The organism is Geobacter sp. FeAm09 (genome assembly GCF_008330225.1).
GTDB lineage: Bacteria > Desulfobacterota > Desulfuromonadia > Geobacterales > Pseudopelobacteraceae > Oryzomonas.
The window spans coordinates 2,556,773-2,575,268 of sequence record NZ_CP042466.1 but is presented as its reverse complement, the minus strand read 5'-3'; the positions used below and the strand labels follow the sequence as shown (position 1 = coordinate 2,575,268).

The 18,496-nt window shown below is 59.8% G+C and carries 18 protein-coding genes and 1 tRNA gene; 5 read left to right on the top strand and 14 right to left on the bottom strand.

Translation table 11 applies throughout. The annotated features are described in order from the left end of the window. Nucleotides 1–123: 123 nt before the first annotated feature. From FO488_RS11975 to FO488_RS19460, 10 genes are all read right to left on the bottom strand, one after another. Entirely contained in the window at nt 124–1,506 is a 1,383-nt protein-coding gene (locus tag FO488_RS11975) for an ATP-binding protein (protein ID WP_149210772.1), read from the bottom strand. Nucleotides 1,507–1,570: 64 nt separating this feature from the next. Continuing rightward, on the bottom strand, nt 1,571–3,262 hold the full coding sequence (locus FO488_RS11970; protein ID WP_168206011.1) for a response regulator: 1,692 nt from the start codon (nt 3,260–3,262) through the stop codon (nt 1,571–1,573). A gap of 164 nt (nt 3,263–3,426) precedes the next feature. Beyond that, entirely contained in the window at nt 3,427–3,801 is a 375-nt protein-coding gene (locus tag FO488_RS11965; protein ID WP_149210770.1) for a response regulator, read from the bottom strand. Then, on the bottom strand, nt 3,798–6,311 hold the full coding sequence (locus FO488_RS11960; RefSeq protein ID WP_168206010.1) for an MASE1 domain-containing protein: 2,514 nt from the start codon (nt 6,309–6,311) through the stop codon (nt 3,798–3,800). Before FO488_RS11960 ends, FO488_RS11965 begins: the two co-directional genes overlap by 4 nt. 292 nt (nt 6,312–6,603) lie before the next feature. Continuing rightward, the gene (locus FO488_RS11955; protein ID WP_149210768.1) at nt 6,604–7,062 is read right to left on the bottom strand and encodes an acyl-CoA thioesterase; all 459 of its coding nucleotides are present in this window, start codon (nt 7,060–7,062) and stop codon (nt 6,604–6,606) included. Between the two features lie 353 nt (nt 7,063–7,415). Beyond that, entirely contained in the window at nt 7,416–7,976 is a 561-nt protein-coding gene (locus FO488_RS11950) for a hypothetical protein (protein ID WP_149210767.1), read from the bottom strand. A 6-nt stretch (nt 7,977–7,982) separates the two neighbouring features. Next, nucleotides 7,983–8,720, bottom strand: coding sequence for a DUF4197 domain-containing protein (locus FO488_RS11945; protein ID WP_149210766.1), 738 nt, complete (start codon nt 8,718–8,720; stop codon nt 7,983–7,985). 108 nt (nt 8,721–8,828) lie between these two features. Then, nucleotides 8,829–9,521, bottom strand: a complete 693-nt coding sequence (gene aqpZ, locus FO488_RS11940) for an aquaporin Z (RefSeq protein ID WP_149210765.1) — start codon at nt 9,519–9,521, stop codon at nt 8,829–8,831. Nucleotides 9,522–9,647: 126 nt separating this feature from the next. Continuing rightward, entirely contained in the window at nt 9,648–10,505 is an 858-nt protein-coding gene (locus tag FO488_RS11935) for an OmpA family protein (protein WP_240731887.1), read from the bottom strand. 327 nt (nt 10,506–10,832) lie between these two features. Next, the gene (locus FO488_RS19460) at nt 10,833–10,979 is read right to left on the bottom strand and encodes a hypothetical protein (RefSeq protein ID WP_168206009.1); all 147 of its coding nucleotides are present in this window, start codon (nt 10,977–10,979) and stop codon (nt 10,833–10,835) included. A 189-nt stretch (nt 10,980–11,168) separates the two neighbouring features. Between FO488_RS19460 and FO488_RS11930 the strand changes: the two genes are divergently transcribed. Further along, the gene (locus FO488_RS11930) at nt 11,169–12,320 is read left to right on the top strand and encodes a MalY/PatB family protein (protein WP_149210763.1); all 1,152 of its coding nucleotides are present in this window, start codon (nt 11,169–11,171) and stop codon (nt 12,318–12,320) included. Between the two features lie 133 nt (nt 12,321–12,453). Here the strand turns inward: FO488_RS11930 and FO488_RS11925 are convergent, their stop codons facing one another. From FO488_RS11925 to FO488_RS11910, 4 genes are all read right to left on the bottom strand, one after another. Next, nucleotides 12,454–13,296, bottom strand: coding sequence for a radical SAM protein (locus FO488_RS11925; RefSeq protein ID WP_149210762.1), 843 nt, complete (start codon nt 13,294–13,296; stop codon nt 12,454–12,456). A 540-nt stretch (nt 13,297–13,836) separates the two neighbouring features. After that, a tRNA-Arg gene (locus FO488_RS11920) sits at nt 13,837–13,913 on the bottom strand. Between the two features lie 7 nt (nt 13,914–13,920). Beyond that, nucleotides 13,921–14,661 (bottom strand): Ig-like domain-containing protein, encoded by a 741-nt coding sequence (locus FO488_RS11915; RefSeq protein ID WP_149210761.1) that lies wholly within the window; start codon nt 14,659–14,661, stop codon nt 13,921–13,923. Nucleotides 14,662–14,794: 133 nt separating this feature from the next. Next, nucleotides 14,795–15,733: a tetratricopeptide repeat protein gene (locus FO488_RS11910; protein ID WP_149210760.1), complete on the bottom strand. Its 939-nt coding sequence runs from the start codon at nt 15,731–15,733 to the stop codon at nt 14,795–14,797. A gap of 180 nt (nt 15,734–15,913) precedes the next feature. Between FO488_RS11910 and rsmD the strand changes: the two genes are divergently transcribed. The 4 genes from rsmD to FO488_RS11890 all read left to right on the top strand — a co-directional run bounded on the left by rsmD (nt 15,914) and on the right by FO488_RS11890 (nt 18,495). Next, complete coding sequence (rsmD, locus tag FO488_RS11905) at nt 15,914–16,477, top strand: 16S rRNA (guanine(966)-N(2))-methyltransferase RsmD (protein WP_149210759.1); 564 nt, start codon at nt 15,914–15,916, stop codon at nt 16,475–16,477. After that, entirely contained in the window at nt 16,474–16,959 is a 486-nt protein-coding gene (gene coaD / locus FO488_RS11900; RefSeq protein ID WP_149210758.1) for a pantetheine-phosphate adenylyltransferase, read from the top strand. The genes rsmD and coaD overlap by 4 nt, the downstream gene beginning before the upstream one ends. A 107-nt stretch (nt 16,960–17,066) precedes the next feature. Further along, nucleotides 17,067–17,258 carry a DUF1858 domain-containing protein gene (locus FO488_RS11895; protein WP_149210757.1) on the top strand — a complete coding sequence of 64 codons (192 nt, stop codon included), beginning with the start codon at nt 17,067–17,069 and terminating at the stop codon, nt 17,256–17,258. Nucleotides 17,259–17,310: 52 nt separating this feature from the next. After that, the gene (locus FO488_RS11890) at nt 17,311–18,495 is read left to right on the top strand and encodes a PilZ-like domain-containing protein (protein ID WP_149210756.1); all 1,185 of its coding nucleotides are present in this window, start codon (nt 17,311–17,313) and stop codon (nt 18,493–18,495) included. Nucleotide 18,496 lies beyond the last annotated feature (1 nt).

Here is an 18,496-nt window from a genome sequence, read left to right as displayed (position 1 = left end):
CCCCTCGGCATTAATAAGCGGAGGAGCATCCTAAAGCGTTAACCGGCCAAGGTCAAATTGGTTTATCCGATTGTAATGGCAATAGTGAGAGGTAATGGCGATGTTGTCCGCTCCACGCCATGCTCAGATCCCACTTCCCGCTTCCGCCATCGCCACGCTGCACCCCTCGGTGGCGGCAAGCGGAACCTCGATATGGAAGGTGCTGCCGCTGCCTTCCACGCTGTGCGCCCAGATCTTGCCGCCCATGAGTTCGACGAGTTCCCTGCTGATGGAAAGCCCGAGCCCGGTTCCGCCGTATTTGCGCGAGGTGGATGAATCCGCCTGGGTGAAGGGGGCAAAGATCTTATCCATGTCCAGCGGCTTGATGCCGATGCCGGTGTCCGAAACGCTGAACCGCAGGAGGACGGCACCGTCGCTCTTTTCAAGCAGGGCAACGGAAACCGTTATCCCGCCCCGGCTGGTAAACTTGACGGCGTTGCCGACCAGGTTGGCTACGACCTGTTTCAGCCTGAGCTGGTCCCCGGCCACTCCATCGGGGACATGGTCCGGGATGTCCATTTTCAGGGCAAGCCCCTTGGCGGCGCTGTGGGTGATGTGGGGGGCGACGGCTTGGCCGAGACAGCCCCGCAGGCTGAAGGCCGCGCATTCGAGCTCGATCTTGCCGGCCTCTATTTTTGAGAGGTCGAGCACATCGTTTATGATCGCCATCAGGCTCTCTGAGGAGCTCCGAATGTACTCCAGGCATTCTTTCTGCTCCGGGTGGAGCTCGGTCATGCCGAGGAGTTGCGCCCCCCCGATGATGCCGTTCATGGGGGTGCGGATCTCGTGGCTCATGTTGGCGAGAAACTGGCTCTTGGCCAGGTTGGCGCTATCGGCGGCCTTTCTGGCGTTGAGCAGTTCTCCCTCGTAACGCTTGCGCTCCGCGATTTCGTTCGCCGCCCTGGCGCTTTCCTTGTCGTAGTTGGTAATAACCACCCAGAACAGCAGCGCACAGGCAGCATAACTGAAGGGGACGCCGGATGTCAGGTCGATCAACCGGTCCTGGGGCGTAGTGAACGGTATGACCAGGGAGGGGAAGCAGTATTCCACGACCGGCAGGGCACTCGCGTTGAGCACGAGCAGCAGAAACATGGTCCAGCGTCTCGGCCCGCGGAAAAAGGTCAGGGGGTACAGAAGGGCCGCAAAGAAGTAATAGCTGATGCTGCCGAGGGTCCCGCCGTTCATGAACCAAGTGAGATTCAGCACCAGGATGGTCAGGGCATAGAGGCTTTTGATGTAGTGGCGGCCGCGGCAGGAGGCCCGGTAGAAATAGAGGAGCAGCAGGCCAAATACCAAAATGATCATATTTTGGGCTGCGGGGAGGTTTAAAAGGATATTGGTCGGGAGGATGAGAAGAAGGCTGAGCAGGGCCACCGCCAGGGACACCAGGCGAAAGAGGCGGACCTCCATCGGCGCATTCTGGTCGCGCGTGACACACCGCCATAATTTTTCGAGGTGCAAATCCATTCAGGCTCGACCGTGGAAGGTGCCGCGGCCCATGAATACATCTGCCCGGGCAAACGACGGGGGATTACCGCATGGGGCATAATTCGGCATTGAGCATCTCCCGTAATTTGCACGAAAGCTCATAGGGCCTCAAGGGCTTTGTTATCAGCTCGGCCCCTTCCTGTATCAAACCCTTGTCGTGAATCAGGTCGGCGGTATGCCCGCTGGTGAAGAGAATCTTTATCCCCGGTTGGATGGCCCTGATCTCCTCGGAGACCTCAAGCCCGTTCTTTCTCGGCATGATGGTGTCGATGAGCGCCAGCTTGATCTGCTCCCTATGCTGACGAAAGGTATCGATGGCATCCTGGCCGTCTTCGGCAAGGAGCACGCGGTATCCCAGACTGGTGAGAAATTCCTCGGCAAAACGCCTGATGGCGGCATCGTCTTCCGCCACCAGGATGGTTTCGTTCCCTCCCAGGGGAACGACATGGCCGGCCGGCGAATCGGCAACGGAATCGTCATCGGTGCAGGGGATCAGGATCTTGAAGGTGGTCCCGTGCCCCGGTTCGCTGTAGACCGAGATAAAGCCGTTGTGCTGCTTGACGATGCCGTAGACGATGGACAGCCCCAACCCGGTCCCCCTGCCGGTTTCCTTGGTGGTGAAGAACGGTTCGTAAATATTCTGCCGCGTGTCCTCATCCATTCCCTCGCCGCTGTCGGAAACCGACAGCAGGGCGTAGGTGCCGGGGGAGCCGTATCCATGCGCCCGGACAAACTGATCGTCCAGGACGGTGATCTCCGATTCGATGGTCAGAATGCCGCCGCCCGGCATGGCGTCCCGGGCATTTGTCGCCAGATTCAGCAGAACCTGTTCGATGTTGCCGCTGTCGGCAACGATCCGGATGGCTTCTTCCTTGATGACGATGTTCAACTGGACGTCTTCGCCGATGATCCGTTTGAGAAATTTTTCCACATTTTTGATGATGTCGTTCAAATCGACCGGCCGCGACTTCATCTCTTCCTTTCTGCTGAACGTCAGCAGGCTGCGGGTCAGGTTCGCCGCCCTCTCCGTGGCCAGAAGCACCTGGTCCACATAGGCCAGCAGGGGGTTGCCGCCTTCCATCTTCATGCGCATCAGGTGGCCGTACCCCACGATTGCGGTCAGGATGTTGTTGAAGTCGTGGGCTATGCCGCCGGCGAACCGGCCGATGACCTCCATCTTCTGCGCCTGTCGCAACTGCCCTTCGAGGCGCTTCTGCTCCTTGAGGGTGTTTTCCAGTTCCCGGTTGGTCTTTTCCAGTTCCATCATCTTCTTTTCCAGCTTGCGGAACAGGGCCTCGTTGTATTCCTGGAGTACCTGCTGCTCGTCGGGCCGGGGCGCCGTCGGTGCGGGAGCGGTGTTGGCATGGTGCCCCTCGAGAACCTCGTTGATGATCTGCAGCAGGATATCCGGGTCCTGGGGCTTGATCACGAATCTGCTGGCGCCAAGGTTCAGGGCCAGTTCTTCGTCCTGAGGTTCGGTAAAGGTTGCGGTGTAGAATATGAAAGGGACTTTTTTGAGCCGTTCATGGGCCATCCATTCGCGGCAAAGTGCATAACCGTCCATGACCGGCATGAGAATATCGCTGATGATGATGTCCGGCGGGGTTTCCAGGGCCGACTTCAGGGCTTCGGCGCCGTTTGCGGCGCGCGTCGTCTCAAATCCGTGCCCTTTCAGCAACACCTCGAGGAAGTAGCGGTTCTGGTCGTTATCATCAACTATCAGGATTTTGGGCATGTCCAGCTCCTCCCTGGCTGAGCGTTCGGTTGAAAATCCATTGCGGGAACCGTCTGCGGCGTTGCCCGGCATTCGCAACAGAGGCCAGCCTCTCTTGGGATGCCTTGGCTGCTCCCAGCCGGCCTTGGGCATCCGGTCTTCCCCATGGCGCTTTGCGCCACCGGCTACTGCGGCGCCGGCAGATACTGTTCGATCTGCTGCATGAAGCTCTCGGGGTTGATGGGCTTTTCGATATAGCCGTTGCAACCGGCGGCAATGGCCTTCTCCCGGTCACCCGCCATGGCGTACGACGTCACCGCGATAATGGGGACCCGATCAAGGGCGGCGTTGGCCCTGAGCCTTTGCGCAACGGCATAACCGTCCATGATCGGCAGTTGGATGTCCAGCAGAATGATGTCCGGTTTGAGCTGGGCGGCCAGGTCTATGCCCGCGCCCCCGTCCCGCGCGGCGCTGACCTCGTAGCCGTACCTTTCCAGGATGAAGGTTACGAGGTACAGGTTCTGTTCGTTGTCCTCTATGACCAGGACCTTTTTCTTCATCGTGGACTCCCCGTGAATGGAAGGCGGAAGCCAAACGTCGTACCCTGTTGCGGAGCGTTTTCCACCCAGATGGCCCCTCCCATGAGTTCGATCAGCTTCTTGCAGATGGAGAGCCCCAGGCCGGTGCCCTCATATTTCCGGTTCAAGCCGGTGTCGATCTGATAGAACGGCCTGAAAATCCGCTCTTTGTCCGCGGCCCCGATGCCGATGCCGCTGTCCGACACCCGGGTGACATAACCATCGGCATCGCTTGCGCAGGTGACGGAGATGCCGCCCTGTTCGGTGAATTTGACGGCATTGCTCAGCAGGTTGAGGAGGACCTGTTCCACCCGGCGCATATCGCCGTTGATCATGGCGACATCTTCGCCGATCTCTATGGTGAGCGCCAGCCCCTTCTTCTCGACCAGCGGCCGGATGGAGTGGCCGATCCTGCGGATCGAGGACGGCAGGTCGAACGGTTCGCAGGCCACCTGCAGTTGGCCCGCTTCAATCTTGGAGATGTCCAGGACGTCGCTGATGAGGGAAAGCAGGTGATCGGCGCTGCCGCGGACCATGCCGAGCTGCTTTTTCTGTTCGTCGTTGAGCGGCCCCACCAGCCCCTGCAGGAGGATGCCGGTAAAGCCGATGATGGAATTGAGCGGCGTACGCAATTCATGGGACATGGTGGCGAGAAAGGCGGATTTGAGCCTATCGGCAGCCTCGGCCCGCTCCTTGGCGACCGCGAGATCGTCCAGTGTGGTGCGCAGCTCGTGTTCGGTCTGAACAAGCTGGGTGATGTCGACACCGATGGAGAGGATTTCAACGGGGTCCCCCTGGTGGTCGCAAATCGCCTTGTTGCTCCAGGCAACCCATACCCGCTCCCCATCCTTGCGCATGTTTTCGTTTTCATTACGGGCATAGGCTTCGGGGCGCGCAACGATATCGGCTGCCAGCGAGGAAAGGTCGCGGCCTGCAGAATCCCTGGCCGGCAAGATGGTGTCCGCAAGACGGTGCCCCAGGATCTCCTTTTCGGCATACCCGAAGAAGTGCTGGGCAAAGGCGTTGAAGAATACGACACGGCCATCCGGCAGCCAACGCATGATGACGCTGTTGGCGTTTTCCACGAGATCGCGGTACTGGGCCTCGCGTTCCGTGAGCATCTTTTCGGTGCGGATGCGCTCGGCTATCTCCTCCTTGAGACGGTCATTGGCCTCCTGGAGTTCGATCGTCCGCTCCCGCACCAGGTCGCTTAAGTGCATGCGGTGTCTGGCCAGTTCCTCCTCGGCCCGTTTGCGTTCGCTGATGTCCTCGACAAAACCCTCCAGGAAACCGGCCTCTTCCGGGTCTGCACAGACGACCCTTATGTAAAGATTGCAGATGAATTCCGAGCCGTCCCGGCGGCGGTACGTGACCTCGTCCCTGACAAACCCCGTCGCTTCCCGGACCTGGGTAATTATCTGGTGCCGCTGTTCGGGATGCACGAATATCTGCCCGGCAATATCCGTGATATGGTCCCTGGTTTCCTCCGGCGAGGCGTAGCCGAACATGCCTGCGAGCGTCCCGTTGACGCTGATGAACCGACCGCCGGGCGTTGACTGGAAAATGCCGAGCGGCGCATTTTCAAAGATACTCCGATACTTTTCCTCCGAAGAGCGAAGCGCCTCTTCGGTCCGTTTGCGTTCGGCGGTGAGGCAGGAAAGCAGCAGGGCGGTCACCGAGGAAACGCCGAGGAAGGTCTGGAGAAACAGGAGCGATTCGTTGGACGCCCGTCCGGCGAACGGGCCCAATCCCCTGGCGGTCCAGTAAAGCGAGGTGAGCAGAACGATGACGACGACGACCGCCGACTCGAACTGGCCGAACCTGAGGGCTGCCCAGAGCAGAAAGGGGATGATGAGGTATTCGAGCGGATAGTAGGTGCTGAAGATAAGTCGTTCCACCAGGAGGAGCAGTCCCAGAAGGAGGACGGCCTCAAGGCGCCGGGGCACGCTCAGCGTCGGGATGGCGCGCTTGCCCCAGGTAAGCAGAAGCGGAACGAAGACGATGATGCCGACGGCATCCCCCAGCCACCAGGTCAGCCACATCCTTTCCCAATGCACCCAGTTTCCGCTGCCGAGACAATAGCCGGCCGTGCCGATGGAGGCGCTGATCGTCGTGCTTGCCAGTGCGCCCAGGAGAATGAATGCGAATGCATCCCGACGGCGGTCAAGGGGGGGGCGCCCGCCGGACGCCCGAAGTGTCAGGAAGGTGGCGGCCAGCGCCTCCAGGGTGTTTCCGGCGGCAGTCCCCACCGCAACGGCATAGGCGGAAAGCGGTGTGAAGGGCGCGCCGGCAAGCTCGGTGACATTGGCGAGAAGGGCGCCCAGAAAAATGCCGGGCCAGATGCCGCGGCCGAATAGCAGGCACAGGGCCAGGGCAACCCCGCTGGCGGGCCATACCGGCGTGGCGTTGGTATGGGCAAAGGCAAAAAACAGCCCGAGTTTTGCCGTGAGAAAATAGACGCAGGTTATGAGCGCGATCCGCAGGGTTGACATTGTCACATCCAGGTGAACCAGCGTGCGGCACCTTCCAAGTCTGCCCGGGCATGACGGCATGGGACTTGTTTAGTGCCAGAGGTCGAGCGAACAATGGCCGTGAACCGATTCTTCCGTTTATACGCCAAAACGATGGGAACAATAAACCGGTAAATAACAGCAAATGGAGATTGCAAGCCATAGGGAGCAGGGGAGAGGCCGGGAACTCCGGGAGTTGTTTTCCCGGGAATCCGACGTCAGGGGCGTCGCCTTGCTCCGCATGTTGTGAAAGTCTTTTTTGGGGGTCCCGGGGTCAGGGGACAGGCGGTGCCGGTTTCTCGAACCGCCGTTTTCGCCCCTCCTGGTCAATGGCCACGTAGGTGTATGACGCCTCCGTGACCAGGTACAGTGCATTCTCCTTCTCGGCCGGCGTATCCCGCAGGCTCGGTTTTACCCAGACCTCCAGCCTGATGGTGATGGAGGTATTCCCGATCCGCGTCACCTTGCCGAAGCAGCAGACAATGTCGCCGGTCTTTACCGGTTTGATGAATTTCATCGCGTCAACCGCAATGGTCACGGCACGGCCGCCGGTGATCTCTATGGCCAGCATGCCGCCGGCGATGTCCATCTGGGACATGATCCAGCCCCCGAAGATGTCTCCATTCGCGTTCGTATCGCTCGGCTTTGCATAGGTACGGAGAAGCAGCTCCCCTTCCGGAAATTCCGGGTGGCTTGTCTCGGCGGTTTCCACAGTTCTGCCCTGAGAAATCATGGTCGTAAACCTCGCGTCAGTTTGCACGGTAAAGGCCCCTGCAACGGCGTTCCGCAAGCGCCCTGGCAATTTTTCGGCGCTCCCGGAGAGGGAGTGCGTCAGATGCCGCGCCTTTGGTCAAAATTAAGTCAAAGGCTTTGAGCCCGTCAATAAAATTCTCTGCGTCCGCCCGGGGAGTCGAATAAAGGCTGCCCGGGCAATGAAACGATAATGACGGGGGGATATGGCCATGGCGCAATCTCCCGCAGAGTGCGGAAAAACAGAAAAAGGCCGAGGGAATGGCCCCCGGCCTCCGGTTGTCTCGTCGGCGCGGAACAGGATAGCGGGTTTGGTGTACCGCCAAACATCGTCCATCATAAGGCTGCTTTCCGGGCGCCGCACAACTCTCCCAAATGCAAAAACGCATCGAATAACGTTTGCGCTGCAGCATCGTCAAACGTGTTGACAACGATAGTATTGACCGTCAGTTCCTTGAAATCATCCTTGAACGTAATGTTGTTATTGAATCTCAATATAATAAACGCGGTGTAATCATGCCCCGTTTTCGACAATTCATAATTGAGGCTGGAGAAATCCATATTGCTGAACTTGATGTTATACAGATCGCCAACGGGATACGTGCCGGATACTTTATACTCGAAAAGGCATTTGTTGAAATTTATGTAGCCGTAACTCTCTTTTCGTGAAACCGAGGTGTTCTTTACCATGGTTTCCTTAATGAGATCGACGGTCTCATCTTGGGAAAGGCTGTTGCCGCTGTAACAATTATTGCTGCTGAAAAACATCAGCAGGGGAACCATCACCGCCATGATCGATTTTGTTTTCACATGCTCTCCTACCGAGGGATGGCCTGGCCTGCCCAGGCGTACGCCACCAAAGCCTTTGTCCCGGGATGTGCCGATGGTATCTGCCAAGCGTGATTACTTGCCAAACACCTTCCTTAACAACTCGGTTCCCCGGGCCGCGGGATCGGTCCTGATTTTCTTCTCTTCCTCGCCGAGCATTCTGAAAAGCCCGTCAACCGCCTTGGACGTAACGTAGCCGTCCAGATCGAACGAGTTGACCGTGGTCCCGGCAAATGGGATGGATTCAAATTTATGCATCATCAGAGTGTAGTTGCGGCTCACGCCGACATCCTGCATGCTTGACGCAACCACCGGTTTGAATGCGGAATAAATCCTGTCGCCGGTCTTCTGCCTGAAATATTCGGTCGCGGAGGTATTCCCGCCGTGGAGGATCTTTCTTGCGTCGTCGAAGGACATCTCTTTGAGCGCGGCGACAAAATGTTCCGCAGCCTTGGGTGCCGCCTTCTCCGCTGCCCGATTCATGCTGAGGACAAAGGCGTCCACCTCGGGCTGGAAGCCGAACTTGCCCAAAAGGTCGGCAGCTGTCCGGATCTTCTCCGGCATGAGTATTTTTATCATGTCATTGCCGAAGTAACCGTCGCGTTGCGATACCAATTTCACCGCTTTGGTGGTACCCGTGGCAAGCGCTTCCTTAAGGCCCCTGATAATGGTGGAATCGTCCAGGCTGCTGTGTGACGTGTCGGAAAGCCCCAGCCCTTTCGTCACCTCATCGAAAAAACCGGCATGCAAACTTGTCGAGAGCGTGACCAGGGACACAACCAGGAACAGGGCAACCGCCTGACATCGTTTCATAGTACCCCCAAGCGAGATTACAGCGGAACAGCCTGCCTGTTCCCCCGGGCAGGTCCCTGATCGTCTGCAATCTCTTGCAACGTATGATTCATTGCCCGAAAGCAGAGCCTACTTATCAGCCGAACCTAAGAAACGGTACATGACGCCACCGGCAATTGCCCCGATAAGCGGGGCTACCCAGAAGAGCCACAGTTGCGCAATGGCCCAGTCGCCGGCAAAAACGGCAACTCCTGTGCTGCGGGCCGGATTCACCGATGTATTGGTTACCGGAATGCTGATGAGATGAATCAAGGTAAGCCCCAGGCCAATGGCGATCGGCGCAAACCCTTGCGGTGCCCGCTTGTCGGTTGCCCCCATGATGATGAAGAGAAACATCATGGTCATGACGACTTCCGTAATGAATCCCGCGGCGAGTGAATAGCCGCCAGGAGAGTGCTCGCCATAGCCGTTTGCCGCGAATCCGGCAGCCGCATCAAAACCGGGCTTCCCGCTGGCAATCATGAAAAGCACGGCCGCGCCTGCCACCCCGCCCGCTACCTGGGCTATGATATACGGTCCCAACTCCCGCGCCGGGAAGCGGCCACCGGCGCAGAGACCGATGGACACCGCCGGGTTGAGGTGGCAGCCTGAAATATGGCCGAGCGCATAGGCCATGGTGAGCACCGTCAGGCCAAAAGCCAACGCTACGCCATGCAATCCGATTCCCACGTTGGGGAATGCCGCCGCCAGAACCGCGCTGCCGCAGCCTCCCAAAACCAGCCAGAAGGTTCCGATAAACTCTGCCCCAAGCCGCTTTGACATCGCTTTTCTCCTTCCTTATTGGATTGTGCCCGGTGTGAAGCAGGGGGAGACAAGGCAGACGCCCTTCCGAAAAAAGTTTCAAAAGGGCGTCTGTCGGTTGAACTATGCGAAGAGGCAACTCACATATTACTCGCAGGTAAAGTTGGATTCAATGCGGCGGTTCTGCTGTTTGCCCGCTGCGGTCTTGTTGTCGGCGACCGGCTTGGTGGGGCCGAAACCCTTGGCACCCAGACGTTCCGGAGCTATGCCGAAATTCTTGATAAGGTAGTTGCGGACGCTTTCGGCGCGGCGCTGGGAAAGCTTCATGTTGCCGGACATGGTGCCGACGCTGTCGGTGTGTCCTTCTATGCTGCCTTTGGCATTGGGGAATTCCTTGAGGAAATCGGCCAGTTTTTTCAGTTCATCATGATACTGGGGCTTGATGTCGGCCTTGTTGGTATCAAACTTGATGTTGATTACCGTCGGGCTGCACAATTTGGTCATGGGCTGCGCAACCGGAGCAGGTGCGGCGACGTCGATGTATGCCGTGCTCTTTGCCGTGCCCCCTTCGCCGTTGCAGGTGAGGGTGTAGGTGGTATCAGCAGCGGGCGTGACCGTCATGGAGCCTTGCGGCTGCACCTGCCCGATGCCGGGTTGTATGTTGCAGGTCGTCGCATTCTGCGAACTCCACGCCAGGGTTGCCGACTGACCCTTGGTAACGGAACTCGGGGTGACCGTCAGATTGTCGGAAGGAACGGGAGGGGCCGGGGGGGCCGGAGAGGGAACGACAGGAGCCGGTTCCTCCTTGACTGCCTGCGGCGGGCAGAGGGCATTGGCTTTCGCCGTCGCCTCCTTTGCCAGAGCGACCCCCTCTTCGGTGTGGCATGCCCGGTAGACATCATAGGCGTTATTCTTGGCATCTTCGGCGGCCTTGAACTCGGCGGGGCAGGTTTTGTCCTTGCCGGCCTGGCGGGCAGCCTCTAGAGCCCGGTCAGCGTCCTGCATCTCGGAGCGGATGTAACGGCCCGGGATATTTCCCCGGCCCGTATTCACTTCGTAATGGGCGCAGCCGGACATCATTCCCATTGAGGTTACAGCAATAAGAGGAAACAAGACTTTCAGCATCCTTGACAAATTCATTTCAGGCCCTCCTGTGGATTGATTTATATGTGATGCATATATTTATAGCATTCAAATTTGCCGAGTCAACGCGCCCGGGATGTTTTTCATCTCTGTCTCTTGCCTCACTGCCCTTGATTTGTCGGGTCAACGTTAAGCCTAATGCTTCGAGCCAGTCAATAAAATTTTGAGGTTGGACGCGTTCGCGGTTTTTTACGGCCTGGACTGGATCGCCATGGTCCCGTCCATGGTGCGGTGCGTACCAGGCTGGGGGAGTACCTGGGGGCCTTCCTCGCGTCCGGCCTGCTCCGCATGTTTGCCGTGGGTCTGGTGCTGCGGATCGGGCGTAAAGAAAGTCATCGCAGTGTCATCATGGTTGCGGGCGGGGATCAATAACGGTATCTTACCGTAGCCGAGAGGTGCGCCGCCCCGGCGGCGGCTGGGGGGCGCTGGTCACGTTCCTGCCCCGCGATGCCGTGACCGGCGCGCCTTCCGGGCCCCGGGGTGCCACGTGCCATTGAACCATACCGAAAAGGAGCATTTGACCCGATGAACACTCAACCTTTCGACTTCGATACCCCCGTTGACCGCAGCGCCACCGATAGTGAAAAATGGGACAAGTACCAGGGGCGTGACGTCATCCCGCTCTGGGTGGCGGACATGGACTTCCGTTCTCCCCCGGCGGTGATCGAGGCGCTGCACCAGCGGATCGAGCACGGCGTGTTCGGCTACACCCACCCGCCGCAGGGGCTGGTGGAAGCGGTGCTGGATCACCTGGAGCGGGATTTCGGCTGGCAGGTACAGTCTGAGTGGCTGGTCTGGCTCCCCGGCCTGGTATGCGGCCTGAACGTGCTCAGCAGGGCGGTGGGGGAGGCTGGCGACGAGGTGATAACCTTCACCCCGGTGTATCCGCCTTTCATGTCGGCCCCGACCCTGTCGCAGCGCACCACGGTCAAGGTGCCGCTGCAACTGCACGACGGCCGCTGGGTGGCCGATATGGAAAGGCTGGAGCGGGCCATCACGCCCCGCACCAAACTGCTCCTGCTGTGCAGCCCGCACAATCCGGTGGGCCGGGCCTGGACCCGGGATGAACTGCAGCAGTTCGCCGCTGTGGCCGAGCGCCACGACCTGGTGATCGGCTCGGATGATATCCACGCCGGCCTGATTCTGGACGAGGGGACACGTCATCTGCCGATAGCCGCTCTGTCGCCGGAAACGGCCCGCCGCACCATTACGCTGCTGGCCCCCAGCAAGACCTACAACATCCCCGGCCTGGGCTGCTCCTTTGCGGTGATCAGCGATCCCGCCCTGCGCCGCAGCTTCATCAAGGCGGCCGGCCGCATCGTGCCGCACGTCAACCTGCTCGGGTACACCGCCGCCGAAGCGGCCTACCGCCACGGCGAACCGTGGCGGCACGACCTGCTCTCATACCTTCGCGGCAACCGCGATCTCCTGGCTGAAGCCGTGGCGCGGATGCCCGGCCTGACGACCTATCACGTGGAGGCCACCTACCTGGCCTGGATCGACACCCGTGCCGCGGGCATCTCCGATCCGGGCCGCTTCTTCGAGGAGGCCGGCGTGGGATTGTCCAATGGCTTCGAGTTCGATGCGCCGGGGTTTGTGCGGCTCAACTTCGGGTGTGCGCGGGGCCTGCTGAAGGAAGCGTTGCAGCGGATGGAACGGGCGTTGCGGCAGCGCTGACATGATGTGAGGTACCTGCCGCTGCCGGTGGTCACGTTGCCGTACTTGGTATCAAGGCGCTGATACCCGGTCGCTATGCGGCCGGATGGCCGCTTCCGCCACATTCGTATTGATGGTCATGATTCTTTTCTCCTTATAGTGGACAACCGCCGCCGATGAGACCGACCGCATCGGCGCGGCACTGTTGGCAGCCCCTGAACTGGCTGATGATCTGTTCGTTGTCCGCCCGCACCGTTTCCAGGTATTCCGGCGACGGAGGTGCGACATGGGCCAACTCCGCCTGGGGGATGATCGGCATGATGTTCATGACAAAGGCGCCGTACTCGCTGACCTTGTCGGCGATGAGCGGTATCTGGCTGTCGTTGATGCCGGGGGTCAGCACCGTGTTGACCTTGACCACCAGGCCCTGTTCGGCGGCCAGGCGTACCCCTTCGAACTGGTTTTTGATCAGGATGGCGGCCCCTTCCTCGCCCCGGTAGTGGGCGCCGTGGTAGATCACGTGGCGGTAGATCTGGGCACCGACAGCCGGATCGACGGCATTGATGGTCACCGTAAGGCTGTGCAGGTTGATCGCCGCCAGGTCCTTGATCCGCTCGGGCAGCAACAGGCCATTGGTGCTCATGCAGAACATGAGTTCGGGGAACTCGGCCTTCACCAGCCGGAAGGTCTCAAAGGTCTCCTCGTTGGCCAACGGGTCGCCTGGCCCGGCGATGCCGATCACCTTGATGATCTTGTCGAGTTGCCCGTCAGCCATGACGCCGCGTACCTGCTCCAGGGCCTCCCGGGGGGAGAGCAGCCGGCTGGTGACGCCGGGGCGCGATTCGTTGGCGCAGTCGTGCTTGCGGTCGCAGTAGCCGCACTTGATATTGCAGCGCGGCGCCACCGCCAGGTGGATGCGGCCGTTTTTGTGGCGGTTGCCGCCGAAGCAGGGGTGGCCGTGGGTGACGCGGTCCTTGGTGCATGGGGATATGGTCATGGTGCGGTCTCCCGTAGGGCGTTGCAAACAAAAAGAGGCCGAGGGAATGGTTCCCCCGGCCTCCAGTTGTCTAGTCAGCGCGGATTCAAATCTTTTTCAAAATCATGTCTAGTTAGACTATAGATAAAATAAATATATTCGGCCGTCAAGTGTTTTTTGTCTGGTTGTGCCCGATACGAGAAAAAGTCACGCGGCATGTCCCGACGTGAGGGCCAACGGATTTTTCCCGTGGTAACGAACCGGCAGACGGGTTGTCGGCGGTTTGATCGGGTGCTCCGGGAAAAGCTGCGGTAGGTGGCGGCTCCGGGGGCCGGAAGGATGACATCGACGAATACCGCACCGCCTTCAGTAGTCTTTCCACCACAGCGAGTTCGCCGCACCGTTCCCGGACACGGCCGCCGCTGCCGGGAGCGGCGGCCCGAGAACAGACGATAAGAGGTAAAAAAAACATCACGCAGGCGGAGGGTGGGGGGCTGCTTAACGGTAACAGCGTATCCTGATTTAGCAGGTGGAGGAATTTATAATGGTTATAGTTTCTATTGGCGCGCCCGGAGAGATTCGAACTCCCGACAACCTGGTTCGAAGCCAGGGACTCTATCCAGCTGAGCTACGGGCGCACACAGGCTAAAATAACAGAACCGACATGTTGATGGTCGCTGTAGGTATCTGGGTGCCATTTGTATCAAACACCTGAATGCCCGAGAGCGAAAAACCGCTCGGGCTAACGGCCGTCCCGGAGCCGACGGTACAGTTCACGGTCATGAAATTGCCGGTGCCGAAGCCGCTCAGGGTTACGCTGCCGAATGATATTTGTGGCGCCGTGTAATCGGCAACGGAGAGGCTGCCGCTGGCGCTGCCGGTAAAGGTCACCGAACCCGAGGCATCGGTGCCGGAGAGAACGGCCGGCGATACCCCGGACGGCAGGGTAATGTTGAATATCACCCCTCCGACGAGGGTGTTCGCGGGCAAGCTCGGGATGCTCAGGGTGAGGGTAGCGGTGGCCGGACCCGTTTTGGCGCCATTGACCGCTACGGAAACCGCACTGGAGGTCGTCGAGTTGTTTGCGGCGTCGTATGCTTTTGCCGTCAGGCTGTAGGTCCCGCTCGTCAGGGACGAGGTATCCCAACTGAACGTGTAGGGGGACGCCGTTACCGTGGTCTGCAAACTCCCATTCACGTAGAGCTCGACCTTGCTTACGCCGACGTTGTCGCTCGCGCTGGCGGTGACGGCAACGGTCCCGCTTGCCGATGCGTTGTTGGCCGGAGCGCTGATGGAGACCGTCGGCGGTGTCGTGTCCGCTGTTGTTCCGCCGCCTCCACCACCCCCGCCGCCGCACCCGAGAACCAGTGATGTCAGTAGAATCATGAGCGCATGTGTCAGATGCCGTATGTTCATAGCGTTGCCTCCCTGCTTATAAAGGTATCATGCATTGCCACCGTAGCAAGCTCTTAAAGCGCAAATCAGTCGTTTTTGCGCCCGGCTCCAATGGTGGTGTGGTCTATTTGCCGTAACGTTCCATGAACCCCTGAACCTGGCGGGCGGTGTCGCTGGTCCGGTCCAGCTCCAGGTAGCGGCGCCACGCCTCCCGCGCCTTGTCCATGCGGTTCAGGTCGAAGGCATTGACGTACCCGGCGTTATAGAGGCTTTCCAGGTTATAGGGCGCAATCTTCAGCGCCTTTTCAAAATTTGCCAGGGCCCGTGTGAAATCGCCCAACTGGCGGTACATGGCGCCCTGGTCGTTGAGTATGTCCGCATCGTCGGGGGCGAACGCCAGCGCCCGGTCGTAGGCCTCGATGGCCTGCTGGGGCTGGTCGCCGTCGTAATAGGCATTTCCCAGTTCGCGCCAGGCGGCCTGGTTGTCCGGTTCCTTTTGGGTCTTTCGGAGCGCCTCGGCAATGCGCGTGCGGACCTCTTCCGTGACCTGCTGCGTGCCGGCCTCTTCCGTGTCGTTGCTGTCCGGCGTTTCCACTTCGTCGTCTGCAACGGCTTCATCCTCGAAAGACGGGCAGACCTGCCTGGCGGCCAGGTCGAGCGCCGAGCCGGGGAAGATGGCCGCCAGCGGGCCTCCCCCCTTCATTCTTGTCAACCGTTTCCCGTCCGGCCCGATGATGTCCATCAGTTCCAGGACGTCGGTCTGTTCGCTGCAATCTATTTCATAGTACTCCAGATGGAGACGGTACTGCTTTTCGCCGTACTCGGCGGCGGCCAGTTTGCGTTGCGGTTCGCCCAGGGGGGTAAACCGAAGCCAGACGGTCACCCTGCCCAAGGGGGTCAGTTTCAGCGAATCCATGTCAAGGGCAACATCGTGGCGCGCCGTACGGGCCAGGGGGCGCCATTGGACGGCGCCGGCGGTCCCCGGGAGAAGAATGCCGCCCATCCAGGCCGCCGCCGCCAGGTGGCGCATGAAGCGGTATGGTAGTACCCGTCCTCTGTTCACGTGAATTCCTCAGCATTTTCAAGGATAAGGCCGACCGCGCCATTGTACTGGAGCACGGTTTGTTTTCAACTGTTTTTTCAACGGCATGTGATTTTTTGCCCGGAGCGCTTCCGGCTTGACGCCTCTACTGTTTTAGGGTAGCTTGCGGCTGATGGATGTATACGGGAGGGTGCGCCGGAGATGCGCGTAATTGCGGGCAGTGTGCGGGGGATGAGACTTGCGGCGCCCCGGGGGATGCAGACCCGTCCCACGGCCGACCGGGTCAGGGAAGCGCTTTTCAGCATCATTTCGAGCCGTCGCGGCCTTGAAGAAGCCCAGGTGCTGGATATCTGCGCCGGGACCGGCGGTCTGGGGATCGAGGCCCTGAGCCGGGGGGCGGCCTTTTGTTGTTTCGTGGAGCATGATCGGCGCGTCCAGGCGGTTCTGGAAAAGAATCTGGAAGTCACCGGCCTCGCCGCCCGGTCGCAGCTTCTCACCGTCGATTGCCTCAAGGCCGTGCGGCTTCTGGCCTCGCAGGGGCGGCGCTTCGATGTGGTATTCTTTGACCCCCCCTATGCCTCGGCCCTTTACGGCACCGTGCCGGAGGCGCTGGACAATCTGCACCTGCTGGCGGACGACGGACTGCTGGTTGTGGAATGCGCGGCGCGCAATCCCCTGCCGGAACGGGTCGGGGCGCTGATCAAGGACGATCGCCGGGTTTACGGCGACACGGCACTGGAGTTTTTTACGTTGGAGGGCGCATGAGAAAGATCGCAGTCTATCCCGGTTCCTTCGATCCCATCACCTACGGCCACGTGGACATCATAAACCGCGGCCTGAGGATCTTCGACCAGGTGGTGGTGGCGGTGGCCGCCAACTCCCAGAAGAACCCCCTGTTTTCCATCGACGAACGGGTCGGCCTGATCCGCGACGTGTTCCGGGACGAACCGCGGGTGGTTGTTGACACCTTCAGCGGCCTTCTGATAGATTATGTCGCCTCACGGGGGGCACATGTCATCATCCGGGGACTGCGCGCCATATCGGACTTTGAGTACGAGTTTCAGATCGCCCAGATGAACAGCACGATCGGCCAGGGGGTCGAAACGCTGTTCATGATGACATCGCTCCAATACGGCTACCTCTCCTCCTCCATCGTCAAGGAGGTCTGCCTGCTGAACGGGAATATCGACCGGTTTGTGCCGCCGGAAGTGAAGGCCGCCCTCAGGGCGAAATTCGAACTCGAGTGAACGGCCGCCGCCGGCGCGGCGCCAAACGGAACCAAGCGTGCAACCAAGCAAAACTACCCAGGCGCTCGACAGCCCATCCTTTTTTGCCAGCAAGCGAGGTGCGTACCATGATCACACGGGACATGATTATCGCCGACATCATCAGGCAGCACCCCGAAACACTGGCGGTATTCCAGAGCTATCATCTCGACTGTTACGAATGCCAGATCGCCGACCTGGAAACGGTCGAGCATGGCGCCGGCGTCCACAAGGTCGCCATTGACGAACTGGTCGAAGCGTTGAACAGATCTCTGGAATGAAGCACCCCGGTCAAGAACGCCGGCAGCTTATCTCCTTTGCGGATTTCGCTCCATGAACGATTTCGACATTTACGCCAATTATTTCCCTGCCGGCATGAAGGTCAGCGTCGGCATTCCCCTGGCGAATGCCGGAGTATTCCGCGACTGGGCCATCATCCACGAGATCGACGAGGATTTCGTTTCCCTCCAGCTTTCCCGTGACCAGCTTCCCCACGACGCCTCCCTCCATGTGGGCCAGATCCTCGACCTGCGCGGCGGCAAGGATGAAAGCGGCTACAGTTGCCGGGCCATCATCGTTGCCGAAGGCCCTGCCCGGGAGGTCCTGCTCCGCCTGATCGGCGAGATCGTTTCCGACGAACTGCGGGAGTTCTACCGGATCGACGCCTTCCTGCCGATCAAGTACTACATCTCCTCCGAGCAGAACGTGGAAATTCTCAAGCAGGAATGGGGGGAGCGCCGCGAGCAGCGTCAGGCCGTCGACATCGAACTCAAGAACAAACGTTGGGATAGCAGCCTTGTCCTGGAACGTGCGGCGCTCCCGCCGGAACGGCGGCTCGAACAGGCCGATGAGGATGAGGGAGCGGGCAACGAGCACGCTGACAAGCAGAACGGGCATGACGGGGAACACGACGGACAAGAGGAGCGTGAGGGCGTAGACGGGGAGTTCGAAGAACGCGAGGGGCTGGAAGAGACGGAGGAACCGGCCGACTCATGGGATACCATCATCCCCCTGGCCGCCAACATCAGCGGCGGCGGCGTGCGCATCATCACCCACCAGCAGTTTGAAAGCGGCGTCTATGTGCTGCTGGAAATCCTTGTCCCCATGCCGCGCCGCATCGTGGACATTGTGGCGCGGGTCATCACCGCCAACCGCAATTTCGCCGCCGGCAACGACCGGGAGTACTTCAATACCGGCCTGCAGTTCGTGTTTATCGACGAGCGGGACCGGGATGCCATTATCAGCCACATCTCCAATGTCCAACTCAAGCGGATACGCCAGCTGCGCGAACAGTTCATCTACCGTGACGGCCGTCCCGCCAGGGGGGAGGAACAGGAGGAGGCGCCACGGTTCAACTGGGCCCGCTTCGGCAGACGCCTGGGCTACGCCATCGTCTTCCTGCTGATCGTCATGCTCATCGGCGATTATTTCCGGCATTACGCCAAGGGGCATCCCAAAAACGAGATCGAAGAGATCTTCGAGGGGGGGATCAGAAAGTACCTGGAGAAGTTCAAATAGA